Source organism: Allobosea spartocytisi, assembly GCF_014764685.1.
Lineage (GTDB): Bacteria > Pseudomonadota > Alphaproteobacteria > Rhizobiales > Beijerinckiaceae > Allobosea > Allobosea spartocytisi.
In genome coordinates, this window is record NZ_JACXWY010000027.1 from 1 (window position 1) to 14,789 (window position 14,789).

Consider the following 14,789-nt stretch of genomic DNA (forward strand, 5'->3'; position numbering starts at 1 on the left):
GTTCGGCCATTGATGCCTCCTGAACGAAAAAGGCGGCCTCGCGGCCGCCTTCTGTCAGCGCGACCGCCGGGCGCGCGGCAGCCGGTCAGTGCCCGGCAGCGGTCTGTGCGCCAGCGCCCCAGACATAGATCGAGACGAACAGGAACAGCCAGACCACGTCGACGAAGTGCCAGTACCAGGCGGCGAACTCGAAGCCGAGATGCTGCTCCGGCTTGAAGTGGCCAAGATAGGCCCGGTAGAGGCACACCGCCAGGAAGATCGTGCCGATGATGACATGCGCGCCGTGGAAGCCGGTCGCCATGAAGAAGGTGGCGCCGTAGATGTTGCCGCTGAAGGCGAAGGCCGCATGCGAATATTCGTAGGCCTGGCACAGCGTGAACAGCAGGCCGAGGATCACGGTCAGCCACAGGCCCTGCTTCAGGCCGGCCCGGTCATTGTTGATCAGGGCGTAGTGCGCCCAGGTCACGGTGGTGCCGGAGGTCAGCAGGATCAGCGTGTTGAGCAGCGGCAGATGCCAGGGATCGAAGGTCTCGATGCCCTTCGGCGGCCAGACGCCGCCGGTGAAGTCGTGGCGCAGGAAATTGATCTGCTCGTAGGAGAACAGGCTCGCGTCGAAATAGGCCCAGAACCAGGCGACGAAGAACATCACCTCGGAGGCGATGAACATGATCATGCCGTAGCGGTGATGGAGCTGCACCACGCGGGTGTGATGGCCTTCCTTCTCCGCCTCGCGGATCACGTCCATCCACCAGGACAGCATGGTGTAGAGCACGCCGAGCATGCCGACGCCGAAGACCAGCGGGCCGATATGCAGGCCGCCGACCGGCAGGGCCTTCATCCACATCACGGCGCCGATCGCCATGATGGTCGCGCTGGTCGCGCCGATGAGCGGCCACGGGCTCGGATCGACGAGGTGGTAATCGTGGTGCTTCGTATGGGCCCCGGCCATCGTATTCGGTCTCCGCGTGCGACTTCTTGTCCGCGCTCTCTGTGAGCGCGCTTTTACAGTTTCGGATTCTTCGCGTCACCCTTGGCGGTGCCGGCCTGGTCCTCGGCGACCGGCTGCCCTGCCTTGGAGGCGAAGTAGGTGTAGGAAAGGGTGATGGCCTTGATGCCGTCGAGATCGCGATTCTGCGCGATTTCCGGGTCGATGTAGAACACCACCGGCGCCTCGAAGCTCTCGCCCGGCTTCAGCGTATGCTCGGTGAAGCAGAAGCACTGGATCTTCACGAAATAGGCCGCGCTCTGCTCGGGCGTGACATTGTAGGTCGCTATGCCCGTCACCGTGCGGTCGGAGCGATTCGTGACCTTGTAGAACACCGTCTGGGTGATGCCGACCTGCGCGCTGATCTCGGGGCTCTCGGCCTCGAACTTCCAGCCGAGGCCGGGCGCGACATTCGCGTCGAAACGCACGGAGATGAAGCGGTCCAGCACCTTGCCGGTCGCGGCGGTGCCGATCTGCGGCGTGCCGCCGAAGCCGGTGACCTTGCAGAACAGGTCGTAGAGCGGCACGGCCGCGAAGGACATGCCGAGCATGCCGAAGGCGACGCCGACGCAGATCAGCGCCGTGCGGGTCGATTTCGCGGAATGCGTCGCCACGCGGCTGTCGGAGGGCTTCGTCATCACAGCGGCCGGTTCATGATGGCCGGGCCGGTCTTCACCAGCGTCACCACGAAGAAGAAGACCACCAGCCCGGCCAGAACCAGCGCGAGCGCCAGGTTCCGACGCCGACGGCGCGCCATGTCCTCCGGAGAGAAGGGCGCCGGCGCGACCTTTCGGTTGTGATTCTCGCTCATCCGATCACCTTCGGCAGCGTCCACATCAGGCCGAAGACGTTCTCGACGAGCAGCACCGCGAAGAGCAGGAACAGATAGAGGATCGAGAAGCCGAACAGCGACCAGCAGGCCTTGATCGCGGCTTGTCCCTCGGTGCGGCGCCAGACCTGGATCGAAAGCCAGATCATCGCGAGCCCGGTCGTGACCGAAACCACGAGATAGATCAGCCCGCCGAAGCCCATCAGCGCGGGCAGCACCGCGACCGGCGCCATGACCAGCGAATAGAGCACGATCTGCCGGCGCGTCGCGGCCGGGCCGGCGACATTCGGCATCATCGGGATGCCGGCGCGCGCGTAATCGGCGGATTTGACCAGCGCCAGCGCCCAGAAATGCGGCGGCGTCCACAGGAAGATGATCGCGAACAGCACCAGCGAGTGCCAGCCGAACTGGCCGGTCACGACCGCCTCGCCGATCATCGGCGGGAAGGCGCCGGCGGCACCGCCGATGACGATGTTCTGCGGCGTCCAGCGCTTCAGCCACATCGAATAGACGACGGCATAGAAGAAGATGGTGAAGGCCAGCATCGCCGCCGCGAGCAGGTTGGCGACGAGCCCGAGCACCAGCACGGAGCCGACCGAGAGGGTCAGCCCGAAGGCGAGCGCCTCGGAGGGCAGGATCCGGCCTGACGGGATCGGGCGCTTGGCCGTGCGGCTCATCAGCGTGTCGATATCGGCGTCGTACCACATGTTGAGGCAGCCCGAGGCGCCGGCCCCGACCGCGATCGCCAGCAGCGCCGCCAGCGCCAGCACCGGGTGCACCGTGCCGGGCGCCGTCGCCATGCCGGTCAGCGCCGTCACCACGACGAGCGACATCACCCGCGGCTTCAGCAGCGCGAAGAAATCGCGCGCCTCGCCGGTGGAGGCGATGGTGCCTTCGGTGTGGGTTTCAAACGCGGCGGACATCGATCTGATCGTCTTCGTACTCTTTGGATCGGCACCGTTCAGGGGGCCGGGGCATTGCGAGCGGTTTGCGGTCGCCCGTCTCCGGAACGCCTCTCGGGAGGCGCTCGGGGGAAGGGCGGCGGCGGACCCTGGGGTCCGCCGCCGGTCGTCTCAATGGTCCGAGCCGGTGATGCGCGGCAGCGTCTCGAACTGGTGGAAGGGCGGCGGCGAGGACAGCGTCCACTCCAGCGTCGTCGCGCCTTCGCCCCACGGATTGTTGCCGGCGAGTTCCTTGCGGCTGAACGCGACCACGATGCCGTAGAGCCAGACAAGGAGGCCAGCCGCGAAGATGTAGGAGCCGATCGACGACCAGAAATGCCAGCCGGCGAAGGCGTCCGGATAGTCCACATAATGACGCGGCATGCCGGCGAGCCCGAGGAAGTGCTGCGGGAAGAACAGCAGGTTCGCGCCGATGAAGGCGATCCAGAAGTGCAGGCGGCCGATCCAGTCCGGCATGATGTAGCCGCTCATCTTCGGGAACCAGTAGTAGAAGCCCGCGAAGATGCCGAACACGGCGCCGAGCGACAGCACGTAGTGGAAGTGGGCCACGACGTAATAGGTCGCATGCAGCGAGCGATCGACGCCGGCATTGGCCAGCACCACGCCGGTGACGCCGCCGACGGTGAACAGGAAGATGAAGCCGATCGCCCAGACCATCGGCGCGGTGAAGCGGATCGAACCGCCCCACATCGTCGCGATCCAGGAGAAGATCTTGATGCCGGTCGGCACCGCGATGACCATCGTCGCGAACACGAAATAGCGCTGCGTGTTGAGCGAAAGGCCGGCGGTGTACATGTGGTGCGCCCACACGATGAAGCCGACGACGCCGATCGCGACCATCGCGTAGGCCATGCCGAGATAGCCGAAGATCGGCTTCTTCGAGAAGGTCGAGATGATGTGGCTGACGATGCCGAAGGCCGGCAGGATCATGATGTAGACTTCGGGGTGACCGAAGAACCAGAACAGGTGCTGGTACAGGATCGGGTCGCCGCCGCCGGCCGGGTCATAGAAGGTGGTGCCGAAGTTGCGGTCGGTCAGCAGCATGGTGATCGCGCCGGCGAGCACCGGCAGCGCCAGCAGCAGCAGGAAGGCGGTGACCAGCACGCCCCAGGCGAACAGCGGCATCTTGTGCATGGTCATGCCGGGCGCGCGCATGTTCAGGATCGTGGTGATGAAGTTGATCGCGCCCAGGATCGAGGCCGCGCCCGCCAGGTGCAGCGACAGGATGCCGAAATCGACCGACGGCCCGGGATGGCCCGCCGTCGAGAACGGCGGATAGATCGTCCAGCCCGTGCCGACGCCGTTGGCGCCGGGCGCGCCGGGCACGAAGAGCGAGATGACGAGCAGCACGAAGCCGGCCACCGTCAGCCAGAACGAGATGTTGTTCATGCGCGGGAAGGCCATGTCCGGCGCGCCGATCATCAGCGGCACGAACCAGTTGCCGAAGCCGCCGATGACGGCGGGCATGACCATGAAGAAGATCATGATCAGGCCGTGGCCGGTGACGAAGACGTTGTAGGTCTGGCCGCTCGAGAAGATCTGCAGGCCCGGATACATGAGCTCGATGCGCATCATGATCGACAGGAAGCCGCCGACCAGGCCCGCAATGATCGAGAAGATCAGGTAGAGGGTCCCGATGTCCTTGTGGTTGGTGGACAGAAGCCAGCGCCGCCACCCGGTCGGGTGGTCATGGGCTGCGTCGTGTTCGTGGTCGTGAGCGTGCGGTGCCGCGGTTGCCATGGTCTAGTCTCCTCGGCGAATTACTTCGAGGCCGCGGCGAGCTTGCGGCCCGCATCTTCGGCATTGGCGAATTTCTGCTTCGCCTCCGTCAGCCAGGCGGCATAGCGCTCCTGGCTGACGACGCGGAAGGCGATCGGCATGTAGGAGTGGTTCTGGCCGCAGATGAACGAGCACTGGCCGTAATAGATGCCCTCGCGCTCGGCCATGAACCAGGTCTCGTTCAGGCGGCCGGGGATGGCGTCGATCTTGATGCCGAAGGACGGCACCGTGAATTTGTGGATGACGTCGGCACCGGTGACCTGGACCCGGACGATCTTGCCGACCGGGACGACCGCCTCGTTGTCGACGGCGAGCAGGCGGGGCGCCTCGTCGGCGGCGATCTTCTTGGAGGCGATCGCCTCGGCGCGCTGCTTCTCGTCGAGCATCAGCGAATCGAAGCCGAAGGCGGCGGCGTTGTCCTGCGCGTATTCATAGGACCAGTACCACTGCTTGCCGGTGACCTTGATGGTCATGTCGGCCTTCGGCACCTCGAGCTGCAGCTTGAGCAGGCGGAAGGAGGGGATGGCGATCACGACCAGGATCAGGACCGGGATCACCGTCCAGGCCACTTCGAGCAAGGCGTTATGCGTGGTCTTGGAGGGGACCGGGTTGGCCTTCTCGTTGAAGCGGAAGATCACATAGACCAGCAGCGCGAGCACGAAGAGCGTGACCACGAAGATGATGATGTTCAGCCAGTCGTGGAACCAGTGGATGTAATCCGAGACGGGGGTCGCCGCGCCCTGCAGATTCATCTGCCAGGGAGTGGGCATGCCGGTGCCGGCGAAGGCCGGGACGGTCGCCAGCGCGATGGCTGCAAGGGCCGCGAGTGCGGCGGTTGCAAGGGTCCTGCTCAGAAATCGCATCGGTCCGACATAGCTCCTCAATCGACCTGCATGGGAGCCGGAGCTCGGGTCCATGCACGAAGGGGCGACCGTGAGGTCGCCCTGCTCTTCGGGATTGCGATAAATCAAAGATCACGCTTGCGCCAGAGGGACAATGCCGGCTGCGCCTCATGTCGTGCGGCATAAGCACGCGAGGTGGGGTTTGAAGTGCGGCATCGGGGCGCGGTCCGCCTTGACAGGACCGGGCCTGCATGGTCCGAACGCGTTTTATGTTGATGGCGGTGGGATTTCGTGGCGCGGCCGGGCTTTCGCCCGAATCCTGCGTTCCTGCTGTGGTTTGTGTCGCAAGATGCGATTTGGAAGGATGGCAGGGATGAAGAGGATCCTGGGGGCGCTTGGTGCGCTGGTGCTGGCGCTCATGGCGGCCGGCCTCGCCGCCGGTCCCGCTTATGCGCAGGGTACGGTGCGCTCGACACATGGCGACTGGCAGATGCGCTGCGAGGTGCCGCCCGGCGCCAAGGCCGAGCAATGCGCGCTCGTCCAGAACGTCGCCGCCGAGGATCGCCCGAATCTCACGCTCCTCGTCATCGTGCTGAAGACGGCCGACCAGAAGAGCCGGCTCCTGCGCGTCGTCGCTCCGCTCGGCGTGCTGCTGCCCTCGGGGCTCGGCCTCAAGATCGACGACAAGGACATCGGCCGCGCCGGCTTCGTGCGCTGCCTGACCACCGGCTGCGTCGCCGAGGTCGTCATGGACGATACGCTGCTCGGCCAGCTCAAGAGCGGCAAGAGCGCGACATTCATCGTATTCCAGACGCCGGAGGAGGGGGTGGGCGTGCCCGTTTCGCTCAACGGCTTCGGCCCTGGCGTGGAGGCTTTGCCGTGATCGATCGAACCCTTGACCGGAGCCGCTGGCTCGCTCTGCCGCTGCTCTGCCTGGGCCTTGCCGGCTGCGGCTCGCCCTCATCATCCTCCGCCGGCAGCACGGCGCTCAACATGCTGATGTTCCAGTCCGCCACCCCGCCGCCGGCGGACCAGCTGCCGAAGGACGAGGACGACATGACGGTCGTCTGTCCGGAGGTCATCGTCGCCGATGGCGGCGCCGCGATCCGGGCCCAGGCCGGGCAGGATTCGAGCGGCCTGCGCTACCAGATCTCGATCACCAACGTCGCGCGCGAATGCACGCCGACCGGCAATGGCGGCTTCCGCCTCAAGGTCGGCGTCGAGGGCCGCATCCTGCTCGGCCCGGCCGGCGGCGCGGGCAACTACGGCGCCACGCTGACCACGACGGTGACGCGCGGCACCGATGTCGTCGCACGTCGCGGCGCGCGCGTCGGCGGGACGATCCCGTCCGGGCAGGGCGGCGTCGACTTCACCCATGTCGAGGAGGGCATCACCGTGCCGCCCGGCAAGAGCGACGTCGAGATCATCGTCGGCCTGGGGCAGGGCGGCGCGGCGACGCCGGCCCGCCATCGCCGTCGATAACGGCAGGCATTGCCGTGAAAGAAGGCGCCGCCCGGATTGACTGGGCCGGCGCCTTCTGTATCTGTGCCCGAAGCCGCATATCCCCGCGGGAGAGACCGGGCCTGATCCGTCAGGGCCGGCGCCGAAGGCGCAACCGCCCCGGAAACGCTCAGGCAAAAGGACCGCTGGGGAGTTGGCGCTCTGGAAAGTGGCGGAAGCGATTCCGCCCACCGACGGGTGTAACCTGTCCGGCTGAGTTGGCCGGGGCGGGGAAATCTCTCAGGTTCCGAGACAGAGGGGGCGCGTTCCGGACAGTTCCGTCCGGGGCTTGCGCTCGACTCTGGAAGGGGCCGCCATGGCTGCCGAAGCCGCCGATGCCACGGATGCCGTGGTGCTCAAGACCCCGCTTCATGCGCGCCATGTCGCGCTCGGCGCCCGCATGGTGCCCTTCGCCGGCTATGACATGCCGGTGCAGTATCCGACGGGCATCCTGACCGAGCACAACTGGACGCGCGACAAGGCCGGGCTCTTCGACGTCTCGCATATGGGCCAGTGCTTCCTGATCGGCCCCGATCACGAGACCACGGCCAAGGCGCTGGAAGCGCTGATTCCCGCCGATATCGTCAATCTCGCCCCCGGCAAGCAGCGCTACTCGCAGCTCCTCAACGAGGAGGGCGGCATCCTCGACGACCTGATGATCACGCGCTCGATCGACCCCGATGAGGACGGCGCGCTCTATCTCGTCGTCAACGCCGCCTGCAAGGATGCCGACTACGCCCATATCGAGGCGCGCCTGCCGGCCAACGTGAAGCTCATCAAGGCCGAGCATCGCGGCCTGATCGCGCTGCAGGGGCCGGGCGCCGAAGCCGCGCTCGCGGCCATCGCGCCGGAAGCCGCCGAGATGGGCTTCATGACCTCGCGCACCATGAAGGTCGCCGGCATCAAGGCCAATGTCAGCCGCTCCGGCTATACCGGCGAGGACGGTTACGAGATTTCTGCCGCGGCGGCGAAGATCGGCGAGATCTGGGACACGCTGCTGCTCGATGCCAACGTCAAGCCGATCGGCCTCGGTGCCCGCGATTCGCTGCGGCTCGAAGCGGGCTTGTGCCTCTACGGCCACGACATCGACACCACGACCTCGCCGATCGAGGCCGCGCTCAACTGGTCGATCCAGAAGCGCCGCCGCGAGGAGGGCGGCTTCCCCGGCGCCGCGCGCATCCAGCGCGAACTGGCCGAGGGCACGTCCCGCATCCGCGTCGGCTTGCTGCCGGAAGGTCGCGCCCCGGCCCGCGAAGGCACGGAGATCGCGACGCCTGAGGGCGAGGTGATCGGCACCGTGACCTCGGGCGGCTTCGGCCCGACGCTGAACGGCCCGCTCGCCATGGGCTATGTCGCCAAGGCCCATTCCGCGCCGGGCACCAAGCTCAACCTCATCGTGCGTGGCAAGCCGCTGCCGGCTGTCGTGGCGCCGATGCCCTTCGTCCCCAACGGTTACAAGCGCTGATCCGATTTCCCGATTTTCGCCAGGAGGAAACCATGGCCGAGACCCGCTACACCAAGGACCATGAATATATCCGCATCGAGGGTGACACCGGCACGGTCGGCATCTCCGATTACGCCCAGTCCCAGCTCGGCGACGTCGTCTTCGTCGAGCTGCCGACGGTCGGCAAGGCGCTGAGCAAGGGCGGCGAGGCCGCGGTGGTCGAGAGCGTCAAGGCCGCTTCGGAAGTCTACGCCCCGGTTTCCGGCGAGGTCGTCGAGGTCAATGGCGAGCTCGAGGCCGCGCCGGGCACCGTCAACGAGGACCCGGCCGGCAAGGGCTGGTTCCTCAAGATCAAGCTCACGGACGCAGCCGAGCTCGACGCGCTGATGAGCGAGGACGAGTACCAGAATTACGTGAAGACGCTCTGATGTCGCTCCACCGTCATTCCGGGCAAGACGCGTAGCGGCGCAGACCCGGAATCCATCGTGGGGCACAGCGCTCTAAGATGGATTCCGGCTCTCCGTCTCGCTCTGGCCGGAATGACGGAGCGCTTTGAATCGAAAAGATACGGACGCACCCCATGCGCTATCTCCCCCTTACCGATACCGACCGCGAGGACATGCTCGCACGGATCGGCGTCTCCGACATCGACGCGCTGTTCAGCGACGTGCCGGCCGGCAAGCTGCTGAAGGCCCCGGTCGACCTGCCCCGCGCCAAGGGCGAGCTCGAGGTCGAGCGCATCCTCGGCAAGATGGCCGGCAAGAACACCGCCGCCTCGGCCGTTCCCTTCTTCGTCGGCGCCGGCGCCTACAAGCACCATGTCCCGGCGACGGTGGATCACCTGATCCAGCGCTCGGAATTCCTGACCAGCTACACGCCCTACCAGCCCGAGATCGCGCAGGGCACGCTGCAATATCTCTTCGAGTTCCAGACCCAGGTCGCCGCGCTGACCGGCATGGAGGTCGCCAACGCCTCGATGTATGATGGCTCGACCGGCACCGGCGAAGCCGTGCTGATGGCGCATCGCGTCACCAAGCGCCGCAAGGCGGTGCTCTCCGGCGGCCTGCACCCGCATTACACCGCGGTCGTCGAGACCCTCTCCGAGATGGCCAATGACGAGGTCGTGGTGCTGAAGCCCGACGTCTCGGCCAATGAGGACATCCTCTCCCAGATCGACGACAGCACCTCCTGCGTCGTCGTCCAGTCGCCGGACGTGTTCGGCAACCTGCGCGATCTCAAGCCGATCGCCGAGAAGGCTCATGCCCATGGCGCGCTGCTGATCGCGGTCTTCACCGAGGTCGTCTCGCTCGGCGCCGTCGTGCCGCCGGGCGCGCAGGATGCCGATATCGTCGTCGGCGAGGGCCAGTCGATCGGCAACGCGCTGAATTTCGGCGGCCCCTATGTCGGCCTCTTCGCCGCCAAGTCGAAATATATCCGCCAGATGCCGGGCCGGCTCTGTGGCGAGACGGTCGATTCGACCGGCCAGCGCGGCTTCGTGCTGACGCTCTCGACGCGCGAGCAGCATATCCGCAGGGACAAGGCGACCTCGAACATCTGCACCAATTCCGGCCTCTGCGTGCTGGCCTTCACCATCCACATGACGCTGCTGGGCCAGGCCGGCCTCGCGCGCCTTGCCGAGGTGAACCACGCCAACGCCGTGAAGCTCGCCGACGCGCTCGCGGGCGTCGAAGGCGTGAAGGTGCTCAACGACAGCTTCTTCAACGAGTTCACCGTGAAGCTGAAGAAGCCGGCCGCCGAGGTCGTCGAGGTGCTCGCCGCCAGGGGCATCCTGGCCGGCGTTCCCGTCTCGCGGCTCCTGCCCAAGGCTGGGCTCGACGACCTGCTGATCATCGCCTCGACCGAGGTGAATACCGATGAAGACCGGGCGGCCCTCGTGGCGGCGCTCGTGGAGGTGCTGTGATGTTGAACCGTCAGGGACGTCCCACCCAGGCCGGCGAGGCCTCGCATGAAGAGCACCTCACCTTCACCGGCAACAAGGCTCTCCAGCAGATCGAGCCGCTGATCTTCGAGATCGGCCATCGCGAGGCGACCGGCGTCGACATCGACAAGCCGGCGCCGTTCAAGTCGCGGCTGGGCAAGCATGCCCGCCAGGGCGAGATCGGCCTGCCCGGCCTCTCCGAGCCCGAGACGATGCGTCACTATGTGCGCCTCAGCCAGAAAAACTACGGCATCGACACCGGGCTCTTCCCGCTTGGTTCCTGCACGATGAAGCACAATGCCCGTCTCAACGAGAAGGTGGCGCGGCTTCCGGGCTTCTCCGACGTGCACCCGCTGCAGCCGATCTCGACGGTGCCCGGCGCGCTCGACCTGATGCTCGAGCTCGCCCGCTACCTGATGACGCTGACCGGCATGCCGGCGGTGGCCCTCTCTCCGAAGGCCGGTGCTCATGGCGAGGCTTGCGGCATGATGGCGATCAAGGCCGCCATCGCGGCGAAGGGCGAGGGCGCGACCCGCAATGTCGTGCTCGTCCCCGAATCGGCCCACGGCACCAACCCGGCGACGGCGGCCCTGATCGGCTTCTCGGTGAAGGCGGTTCCCGCTCGCCCGGACGGCACCGTCGCGGTCGAGGACGTCAAGGCCCTGCTCGGGCCGGACATCGCCGCGATCATGCTGACCAACCCGAACACCTGCGGCATCTTCGAGCCCCAGATCGTCGAGATCGCCGCGGCAATGCATGAGGCCGGCGCCTATTTCTACTGCGACGGCGCCAATTTCAACGCGATCGTCGGCAAGGCCCGTCCGGGCGATCTCGGCGTCGACGCCATGCATATCAACCTGCACAAGACCTTCTCGACGCCCCATGGCGGCGGCGGTCCCGGTGCCGGCCCGGTCGTGCTCTCCGAGCGTCTGGCGCCCTTCGCGCCGGTGCCCTTCATCCATGTCGAGAACGGCAAGCCGCACCTGATCGAGTCGCGTGGCGAGGCGCCGGCGGGCAACCATCCCTTCGGCCGCATGACCGCCTTCCACGGCCAGATGGGCATGTATGTCCGCGCGCTCGCCTACATGCTGAGCCACGGCTCGGACGGCATGCGCCAGGCTTCGGAGGACGCGGTTCTTAACGCGAACTACATCCGTGCCGGCCTCGCGGACCTGATGTCGCTGCCCTTCCCGGACCACCCCTCGATGCACGAGGTGCTGTTCGACGACGAATGGCTCAAGGGCACCGGCGTCTCGACGCTCGATTTCGCCAAGGCGATGATCGACGAGGGCTACCATCCGATGACGGTGTATTTCCCGCTCGTCGTCCATGGTGCCATGCTGATCGAGCCGACGGAGTCGGAATCGAAGGCGGCGCTCGACCTCTTCATCGCGACGCTGCGCGACCTCGCCATCGCGGCCAAGGGCAATGACAAGGAGCGCTTCACCAGCGCCCCGCATCACGCCCCGATCCGCCGCCTCGACGAGACCCGCGCCGCCCGTTCGCCGGTGCTGAAATGGACGGAGCCGGCTCCGGTCAAGGCCGCGGCGGAGTAAGGGGCGGCCCGCCCTGACGATATCCGTCAGCATGGTGAAGGGCGCCCGCCGATTCTTAAGCATTCCTTGACCATGTCGGGGAATGATCGCCTCCGTGCCGCCTTGTGTGGCTCGGGGGTAGTTCGATGTTCCTGCGTAACGCCATCCTCGCTACGGCGGCTGTTGCCGCCCTTGCGGCGCTACCCGCGCGCGCCAACGAGGCGAGCTATGGCCCCAACACCTATGACCGCACGCTGGAAGCGCTGATCGCGCATGAGGACGTCGCCGCGCGCGGCGGCTGGCCGAAGGTGCCGGCAGGCGCCACAGCCCTCAAGCCCGATTCGCGGGGGCCGGACGTCGTTGCGCTGAAACAGCGTCTCGTCGCGGGCGGCGACCTTTCGGCCGAGGCCCTGCCGGGCGACGTCTACGATGCGGCCGTCGTCGAGGCGGTGAAGCGCTTTCAGCGCCGCCACGGTCTCTCGGATCTCGGCACGGTCGGCCGCCTCACCCTCAAGGCGATGAACATGCCGGTCGAGATGCGCCTCAACCAGCTCACCGCCACGCTGGAGCGGCTCAAGGGCAACGGCTTCAACTTCGCCAGCCGCTATGTCGTGGTGAACATCCCCGGCGCCAGCGTCGAGGCGGTGGAGAACGGCGAGGTGAAGGAGCGCCATCTCGCCATTGTCGGGCGGCCGGACCGGCCTTCGCCGGTGATCCAGGCCAACATCACCTCGGTCAATCTGAACCCCTATTGGACTGTGCCGATGTCGATCGTGAAGGCCGACATCATCCCGCATATGCGCAAGGATCCGACGTTCATCGCCAAGTCGAACATGAAATTGCTCGGAGCCGAGAACAAGGAGATCGATCCGGCGAGCGTCAAATGGGCGACCCTGACCAATCCGTATTTCTACGTCCGGCAGGAGCCCGGCCCGACCAATTCGCTGGGCCAGCTCAAGATCGACATGCCCAACAGCGATGCGGTCTACATGCACGACACGCCGAAGAAGACGCTGTTCCGCAACGATGTGCGCTTCAACTCCTCGGGCTGCGCCCGCATCGAGGGTGTCCGCGACCTTGCCGCCTGGCTGCTCGAAGGCTCCGAATGGAGCCGACAGGCGATCGAGGACGAGATCGCCAAGGGCGAGCGCAAGAACATCCCGCTGAAGAAGGCGGTGCCGGTGGCCTGGGTCTATCTCACCGGGTGGCAGGGCGCCGACGGGCAGGTCCAGTTCCGCGACGACATCTACGGCCTCGACACGCCGCAAGGCATCGTCACCTCGACGATCCAGCCACGCAAGCCCAAGCCGAAAGCCACCGCCGCGGTTCCCCCAGTGAGGCCGGCTGCTGCGCCGAAGACCGCCTCGGGCAATCCGCCGGCGGTGCAGGCGACCGCCAGCAACTGAGGCGTTCTCGATCTCAAGCCCTCATCCTGAGGAGCCGCGTCAGCGGCGTCTCGAAGGATGATCCAGCCATCTCCAGAGCCTCCTGGAGCATCCTTCGGGACGCAGCCTATGGCTGCGCCTCAGGATGAGGGCTCGAATATTGGAAGAATCTAGGGCGTCTTCAGGATCGCCATCACGGCGTCGATCGCCTCAGCGCGCGCTTTCGGGTCGCTGCCGATCGTGACCATGCCGTCGGGCCGCTGGGAATAAGCCGCCTTGCGCTCGCGCAAGGGCAGGCCCGGATGGTCGAAATCGTGATAGGCGCCGGGAAAGCCGACGAAGCGCGCTCCGCCGCGCTGCGCGAGTTCCTCGCAAGGTGCAGCTGGCGTCCAGTCATCGGCCAGTCCCTGGAAGATCGCCGTGTCCGTCCGCGCGCGCCAGTCACGCTTCAGCATGACGCGGCAGCCGGGATAGAAGGCGATGACGTGGCGCAGGCGTTTGGCCTCGGGGCTGTCTGCGACGCGTAGCGCCGTGGAGCCGCCATTCGACCAGCCGATCAGGCTGATGCGCTGGCTTGCGGCGAAGCTCTGCCTGTTCAGCCAGTCGACGGCGGCGAAGGCGTCGCGGGCGCGGCCGGCGGGCGTCAGCGATCGTTCACGCTCGGTGCAGAGCGCCTTGATGCCGCGCGGACCGAAGCTGTCGACCAGCAGCACGGCGTAGCCTGCCTGCGTCAGCCGCTGCGACCAGTCGTTCTCGCGGGCACCGATCTCGCCCGAGCGTGCATAGAGTCCGGCGCAGCCATGCAGGCCGATGACAAAGGGGAAGGGGCCGGCCCCCTCCGGACGCGCCAGCCAGCCGATGAGGTCCAGCGCGTCACGTGACGGAAAGCTCACCTTTTCGAAAGCGCGGGCTCCACCGAGCGTGGCGGCGAGAAGCAGTGGGGCGAGCTGGAGCACGCGAAGAAGGTTGCCGATCACCGCGTCTGTCCTCCGATCCGGGGCACCGCCATGGTCAAGCTATCCCAGAGCATGATCTCGGCGGAAGCCGGGCAAAGAAAAACGCCGCGCTCCGAAGAGCGCGGCGTCGAATGTTCGAACGATCCGGCCAGGGCTCAGTTGAGCTTGGCCTTGACCTCGGTGAGCCCCGCGGCGAAGGCGGCCTCGCCAGCCTTGCCGGCCATCTGGCCGCGCAGGATGGTCTCGGCGGCCTTGCTGGCGGCCTCGGCAGCCGCGGCGCGAACCTCGGCCTCGGCCTGGCTCTCGGCCTGGGCGATCTTCTCCTCGGCCGTCTTGGTCCGGCGGGCGACGAAGTCCGCGAGCTTGGCCTCGGCCTCGGCCGCGAGGCGCTTGGCCTCCTCGGTGGCGGAGGAGATGATCTCGGCGGCCTCGGCCTCGGCGGCCTTGCGCTTGGCGTCGTATTCGCCAAGCAGCTTCTCGGCCTCCACGCGCAGGCGGCGAGCCTCCGCCAGCTCATGGGCGACCTTTTCGCCGCGGGCGTCGAGGCCCTTCACGATCATCTTCGGCACGCCGAACTTGACCAGGATCGCAAGGAAGATGACGAGCGCGACGCCAACCCAGAAAGTATCCATC

At 66.6% G+C, this 14,789-nt stretch carries 15 protein-coding genes and 1 riboswitch; of the genes, 7 read left to right on the top strand and 8 right to left on the bottom strand.

The features are described 5' to 3' along the window. Positions 1 to 85: 85 nt before the first annotated feature. The 6 genes from IED13_RS25180 to coxB form a co-directional block, all read right to left on the bottom strand. Positions 86 to 949 (bottom strand): cytochrome c oxidase subunit 3, encoded by an 864-nt coding sequence (locus IED13_RS25180; RefSeq protein WP_112762905.1) that lies wholly within the window; start codon positions 947 to 949, stop codon positions 86 to 88. Positions 950 to 1,002: 53 nt separating this feature from the next. Continuing rightward, the gene (locus IED13_RS25185; protein ID WP_112762904.1) at positions 1,003 to 1,623 is read right to left on the bottom strand and encodes a cytochrome c oxidase assembly protein; all 621 of its coding nucleotides are present in this window, start codon (positions 1,621 to 1,623) and stop codon (positions 1,003 to 1,005) included. Beyond that, entirely contained in the window at positions 1,623 to 1,796 is a 174-nt protein-coding gene (locus IED13_RS25190) for a hypothetical protein (protein ID WP_166652956.1), read from the bottom strand. Before IED13_RS25190 ends, IED13_RS25185 begins: the two co-directional genes overlap by 1 nt. Then, positions 1,793 to 2,737 carry a heme o synthase gene (locus IED13_RS25195; RefSeq protein ID WP_142020148.1) on the bottom strand — a complete coding sequence of 315 codons (945 nt, stop codon included), beginning with the start codon at positions 2,735 to 2,737 and terminating at the stop codon, positions 1,793 to 1,795. The genes IED13_RS25190 and IED13_RS25195 overlap by 4 nt, the downstream gene beginning before the upstream one ends. Before the next feature lie 150 nt (positions 2,738 to 2,887). Continuing rightward, positions 2,888 to 4,516 (bottom strand): cytochrome c oxidase subunit I, encoded by a 1,629-nt coding sequence (ctaD, locus tag IED13_RS25200; RefSeq protein WP_191125818.1) that lies wholly within the window; start codon positions 4,514 to 4,516, stop codon positions 2,888 to 2,890. Between the two features lie 20 nt (positions 4,517 to 4,536). Further along, a complete protein-coding gene (gene coxB / locus IED13_RS25205; protein WP_038360930.1) occupies positions 4,537 to 5,418 on the bottom strand; it encodes a cytochrome c oxidase subunit II in 882 nt (293 codons plus the stop codon). Between the two features lie 352 nt (positions 5,419 to 5,770). Between coxB and IED13_RS25210 the strand changes: the two genes are divergently transcribed. The 7 genes from IED13_RS25210 to IED13_RS25240 all read left to right on the top strand — a co-directional run bounded on the left by IED13_RS25210 (position 5,771) and on the right by IED13_RS25240 (position 13,221). Further along, on the top strand, positions 5,771 to 6,280 hold the full coding sequence (locus IED13_RS25210; RefSeq protein WP_038360932.1) for an invasion associated locus B family protein: 510 nt from the start codon (positions 5,771 to 5,773) through the stop codon (positions 6,278 to 6,280). Continuing rightward, entirely contained in the window at positions 6,277 to 6,879 is a 603-nt protein-coding gene (locus IED13_RS25215; protein WP_051987687.1) for a hypothetical protein, read from the top strand. Before IED13_RS25210 ends, IED13_RS25215 begins: the two co-directional genes overlap by 4 nt. Positions 6,880 to 6,955: 76 nt before the next feature. Beyond that, a riboswitch (glycine riboswitch) is annotated at positions 6,956 to 7,053 on the top strand. Positions 7,054 to 7,213: 160 nt separating this feature from the next. Continuing rightward, positions 7,214 to 8,362: a glycine cleavage system aminomethyltransferase GcvT gene (gene gcvT / locus IED13_RS25220; RefSeq protein WP_038360935.1), complete on the top strand. Its 1,149-nt coding sequence runs from the start codon at positions 7,214 to 7,216 to the stop codon at positions 8,360 to 8,362. 32 nt (positions 8,363 to 8,394) lie between these two features. Beyond that, positions 8,395 to 8,769, top strand: coding sequence for a glycine cleavage system protein GcvH (gene gcvH / locus IED13_RS25225; RefSeq protein WP_038360938.1), 375 nt, complete (start codon positions 8,395 to 8,397; stop codon positions 8,767 to 8,769). A gap of 152 nt (positions 8,770 to 8,921) precedes the next feature. After that, complete coding sequence (gene gcvPA / locus IED13_RS25230; protein WP_191125819.1) at positions 8,922 to 10,262, top strand: aminomethyl-transferring glycine dehydrogenase subunit GcvPA; 1,341 nt, start codon at positions 8,922 to 8,924, stop codon at positions 10,260 to 10,262. Then, positions 10,262 to 11,836: an aminomethyl-transferring glycine dehydrogenase subunit GcvPB gene (gene gcvPB, locus IED13_RS25235; protein WP_191125820.1), complete on the top strand. Its 1,575-nt coding sequence runs from the start codon at positions 10,262 to 10,264 to the stop codon at positions 11,834 to 11,836. The genes gcvPA and gcvPB overlap by 1 nt, the downstream gene beginning before the upstream one ends. A gap of 125 nt (positions 11,837 to 11,961) precedes the next feature. After that, a complete protein-coding gene (locus IED13_RS25240) occupies positions 11,962 to 13,221 on the top strand; it encodes a L,D-transpeptidase family protein (RefSeq protein ID WP_191125821.1) in 1,260 nt (419 codons plus the stop codon). A gap of 149 nt (positions 13,222 to 13,370) precedes the next feature. Here IED13_RS25240 and IED13_RS25245 read toward each other — a convergent pair whose 3' ends face one another. Continuing rightward, positions 13,371 to 14,177: a dienelactone hydrolase family protein gene (locus IED13_RS25245; protein WP_191125822.1), complete on the bottom strand. Its 807-nt coding sequence runs from the start codon at positions 14,175 to 14,177 to the stop codon at positions 13,371 to 13,373. A gap of 134 nt (positions 14,178 to 14,311) precedes the next feature. Continuing rightward, entirely contained in the window at positions 14,312 to 14,788 is a 477-nt protein-coding gene (locus IED13_RS25250) for a F0F1 ATP synthase subunit B family protein (RefSeq protein WP_038360948.1), read from the bottom strand. Position 14,789: the final 1 nt, after the last annotated feature.

Coding starts and splice junctions, on each gene's coding strand:
- IED13_RS25180 (WP_112762905.1), bottom strand. CDS start 949: ATGGCCGGGGCCCATACGAAGCACCACGATTACCACCTCGTCGATCCG.
- IED13_RS25185 (WP_112762904.1), bottom strand. CDS start 1,623: ATGACGAAGCCCTCCGACAGCCGCGTGGCGACGCATTCCGCGAAATCG.
- IED13_RS25190 (WP_166652956.1), bottom strand. CDS start 1,796: ATGAGCGAGAATCACAACCGAAAGGTCGCGCCGGCGCCCTTCTCTCCG.
- IED13_RS25195 (WP_142020148.1), bottom strand. CDS start 2,737: ATGTCCGCCGCGTTTGAAACCCACACCGAAGGCACCATCGCCTCCACC.
- ctaD (WP_191125818.1), bottom strand. CDS start 4,516: ATGGCAACCGCGGCACCGCACGCTCACGACCACGAACACGACGCAGCC.
- coxB (WP_038360930.1), bottom strand. CDS start 5,418: ATGCGATTTCTGAGCAGGACCCTTGCAACCGCCGCACTCGCGGCCCTT.
- IED13_RS25210 (WP_038360932.1), top strand. CDS start 5,771: ATGAAGAGGATCCTGGGGGCGCTTGGTGCGCTGGTGCTGGCGCTCATG.
- gcvT (WP_038360935.1), top strand. CDS start 7,214: ATGGCTGCCGAAGCCGCCGATGCCACGGATGCCGTGGTGCTCAAGACC.
- gcvH (WP_038360938.1), top strand. CDS start 8,395: ATGGCCGAGACCCGCTACACCAAGGACCATGAATATATCCGCATCGAG.
- gcvPA (WP_191125819.1), top strand. CDS start 8,922: ATGCGCTATCTCCCCCTTACCGATACCGACCGCGAGGACATGCTCGCA.
- gcvPB (WP_191125820.1), top strand. CDS start 10,262: ATGTTGAACCGTCAGGGACGTCCCACCCAGGCCGGCGAGGCCTCGCAT.
- IED13_RS25240 (WP_191125821.1), top strand. CDS start 11,962: ATGTTCCTGCGTAACGCCATCCTCGCTACGGCGGCTGTTGCCGCCCTT.
- IED13_RS25250 (WP_038360948.1), bottom strand. CDS start 14,788: ATGGATACTTTCTGGGTTGGCGTCGCGCTCGTCATCTTCCTTGCGATC.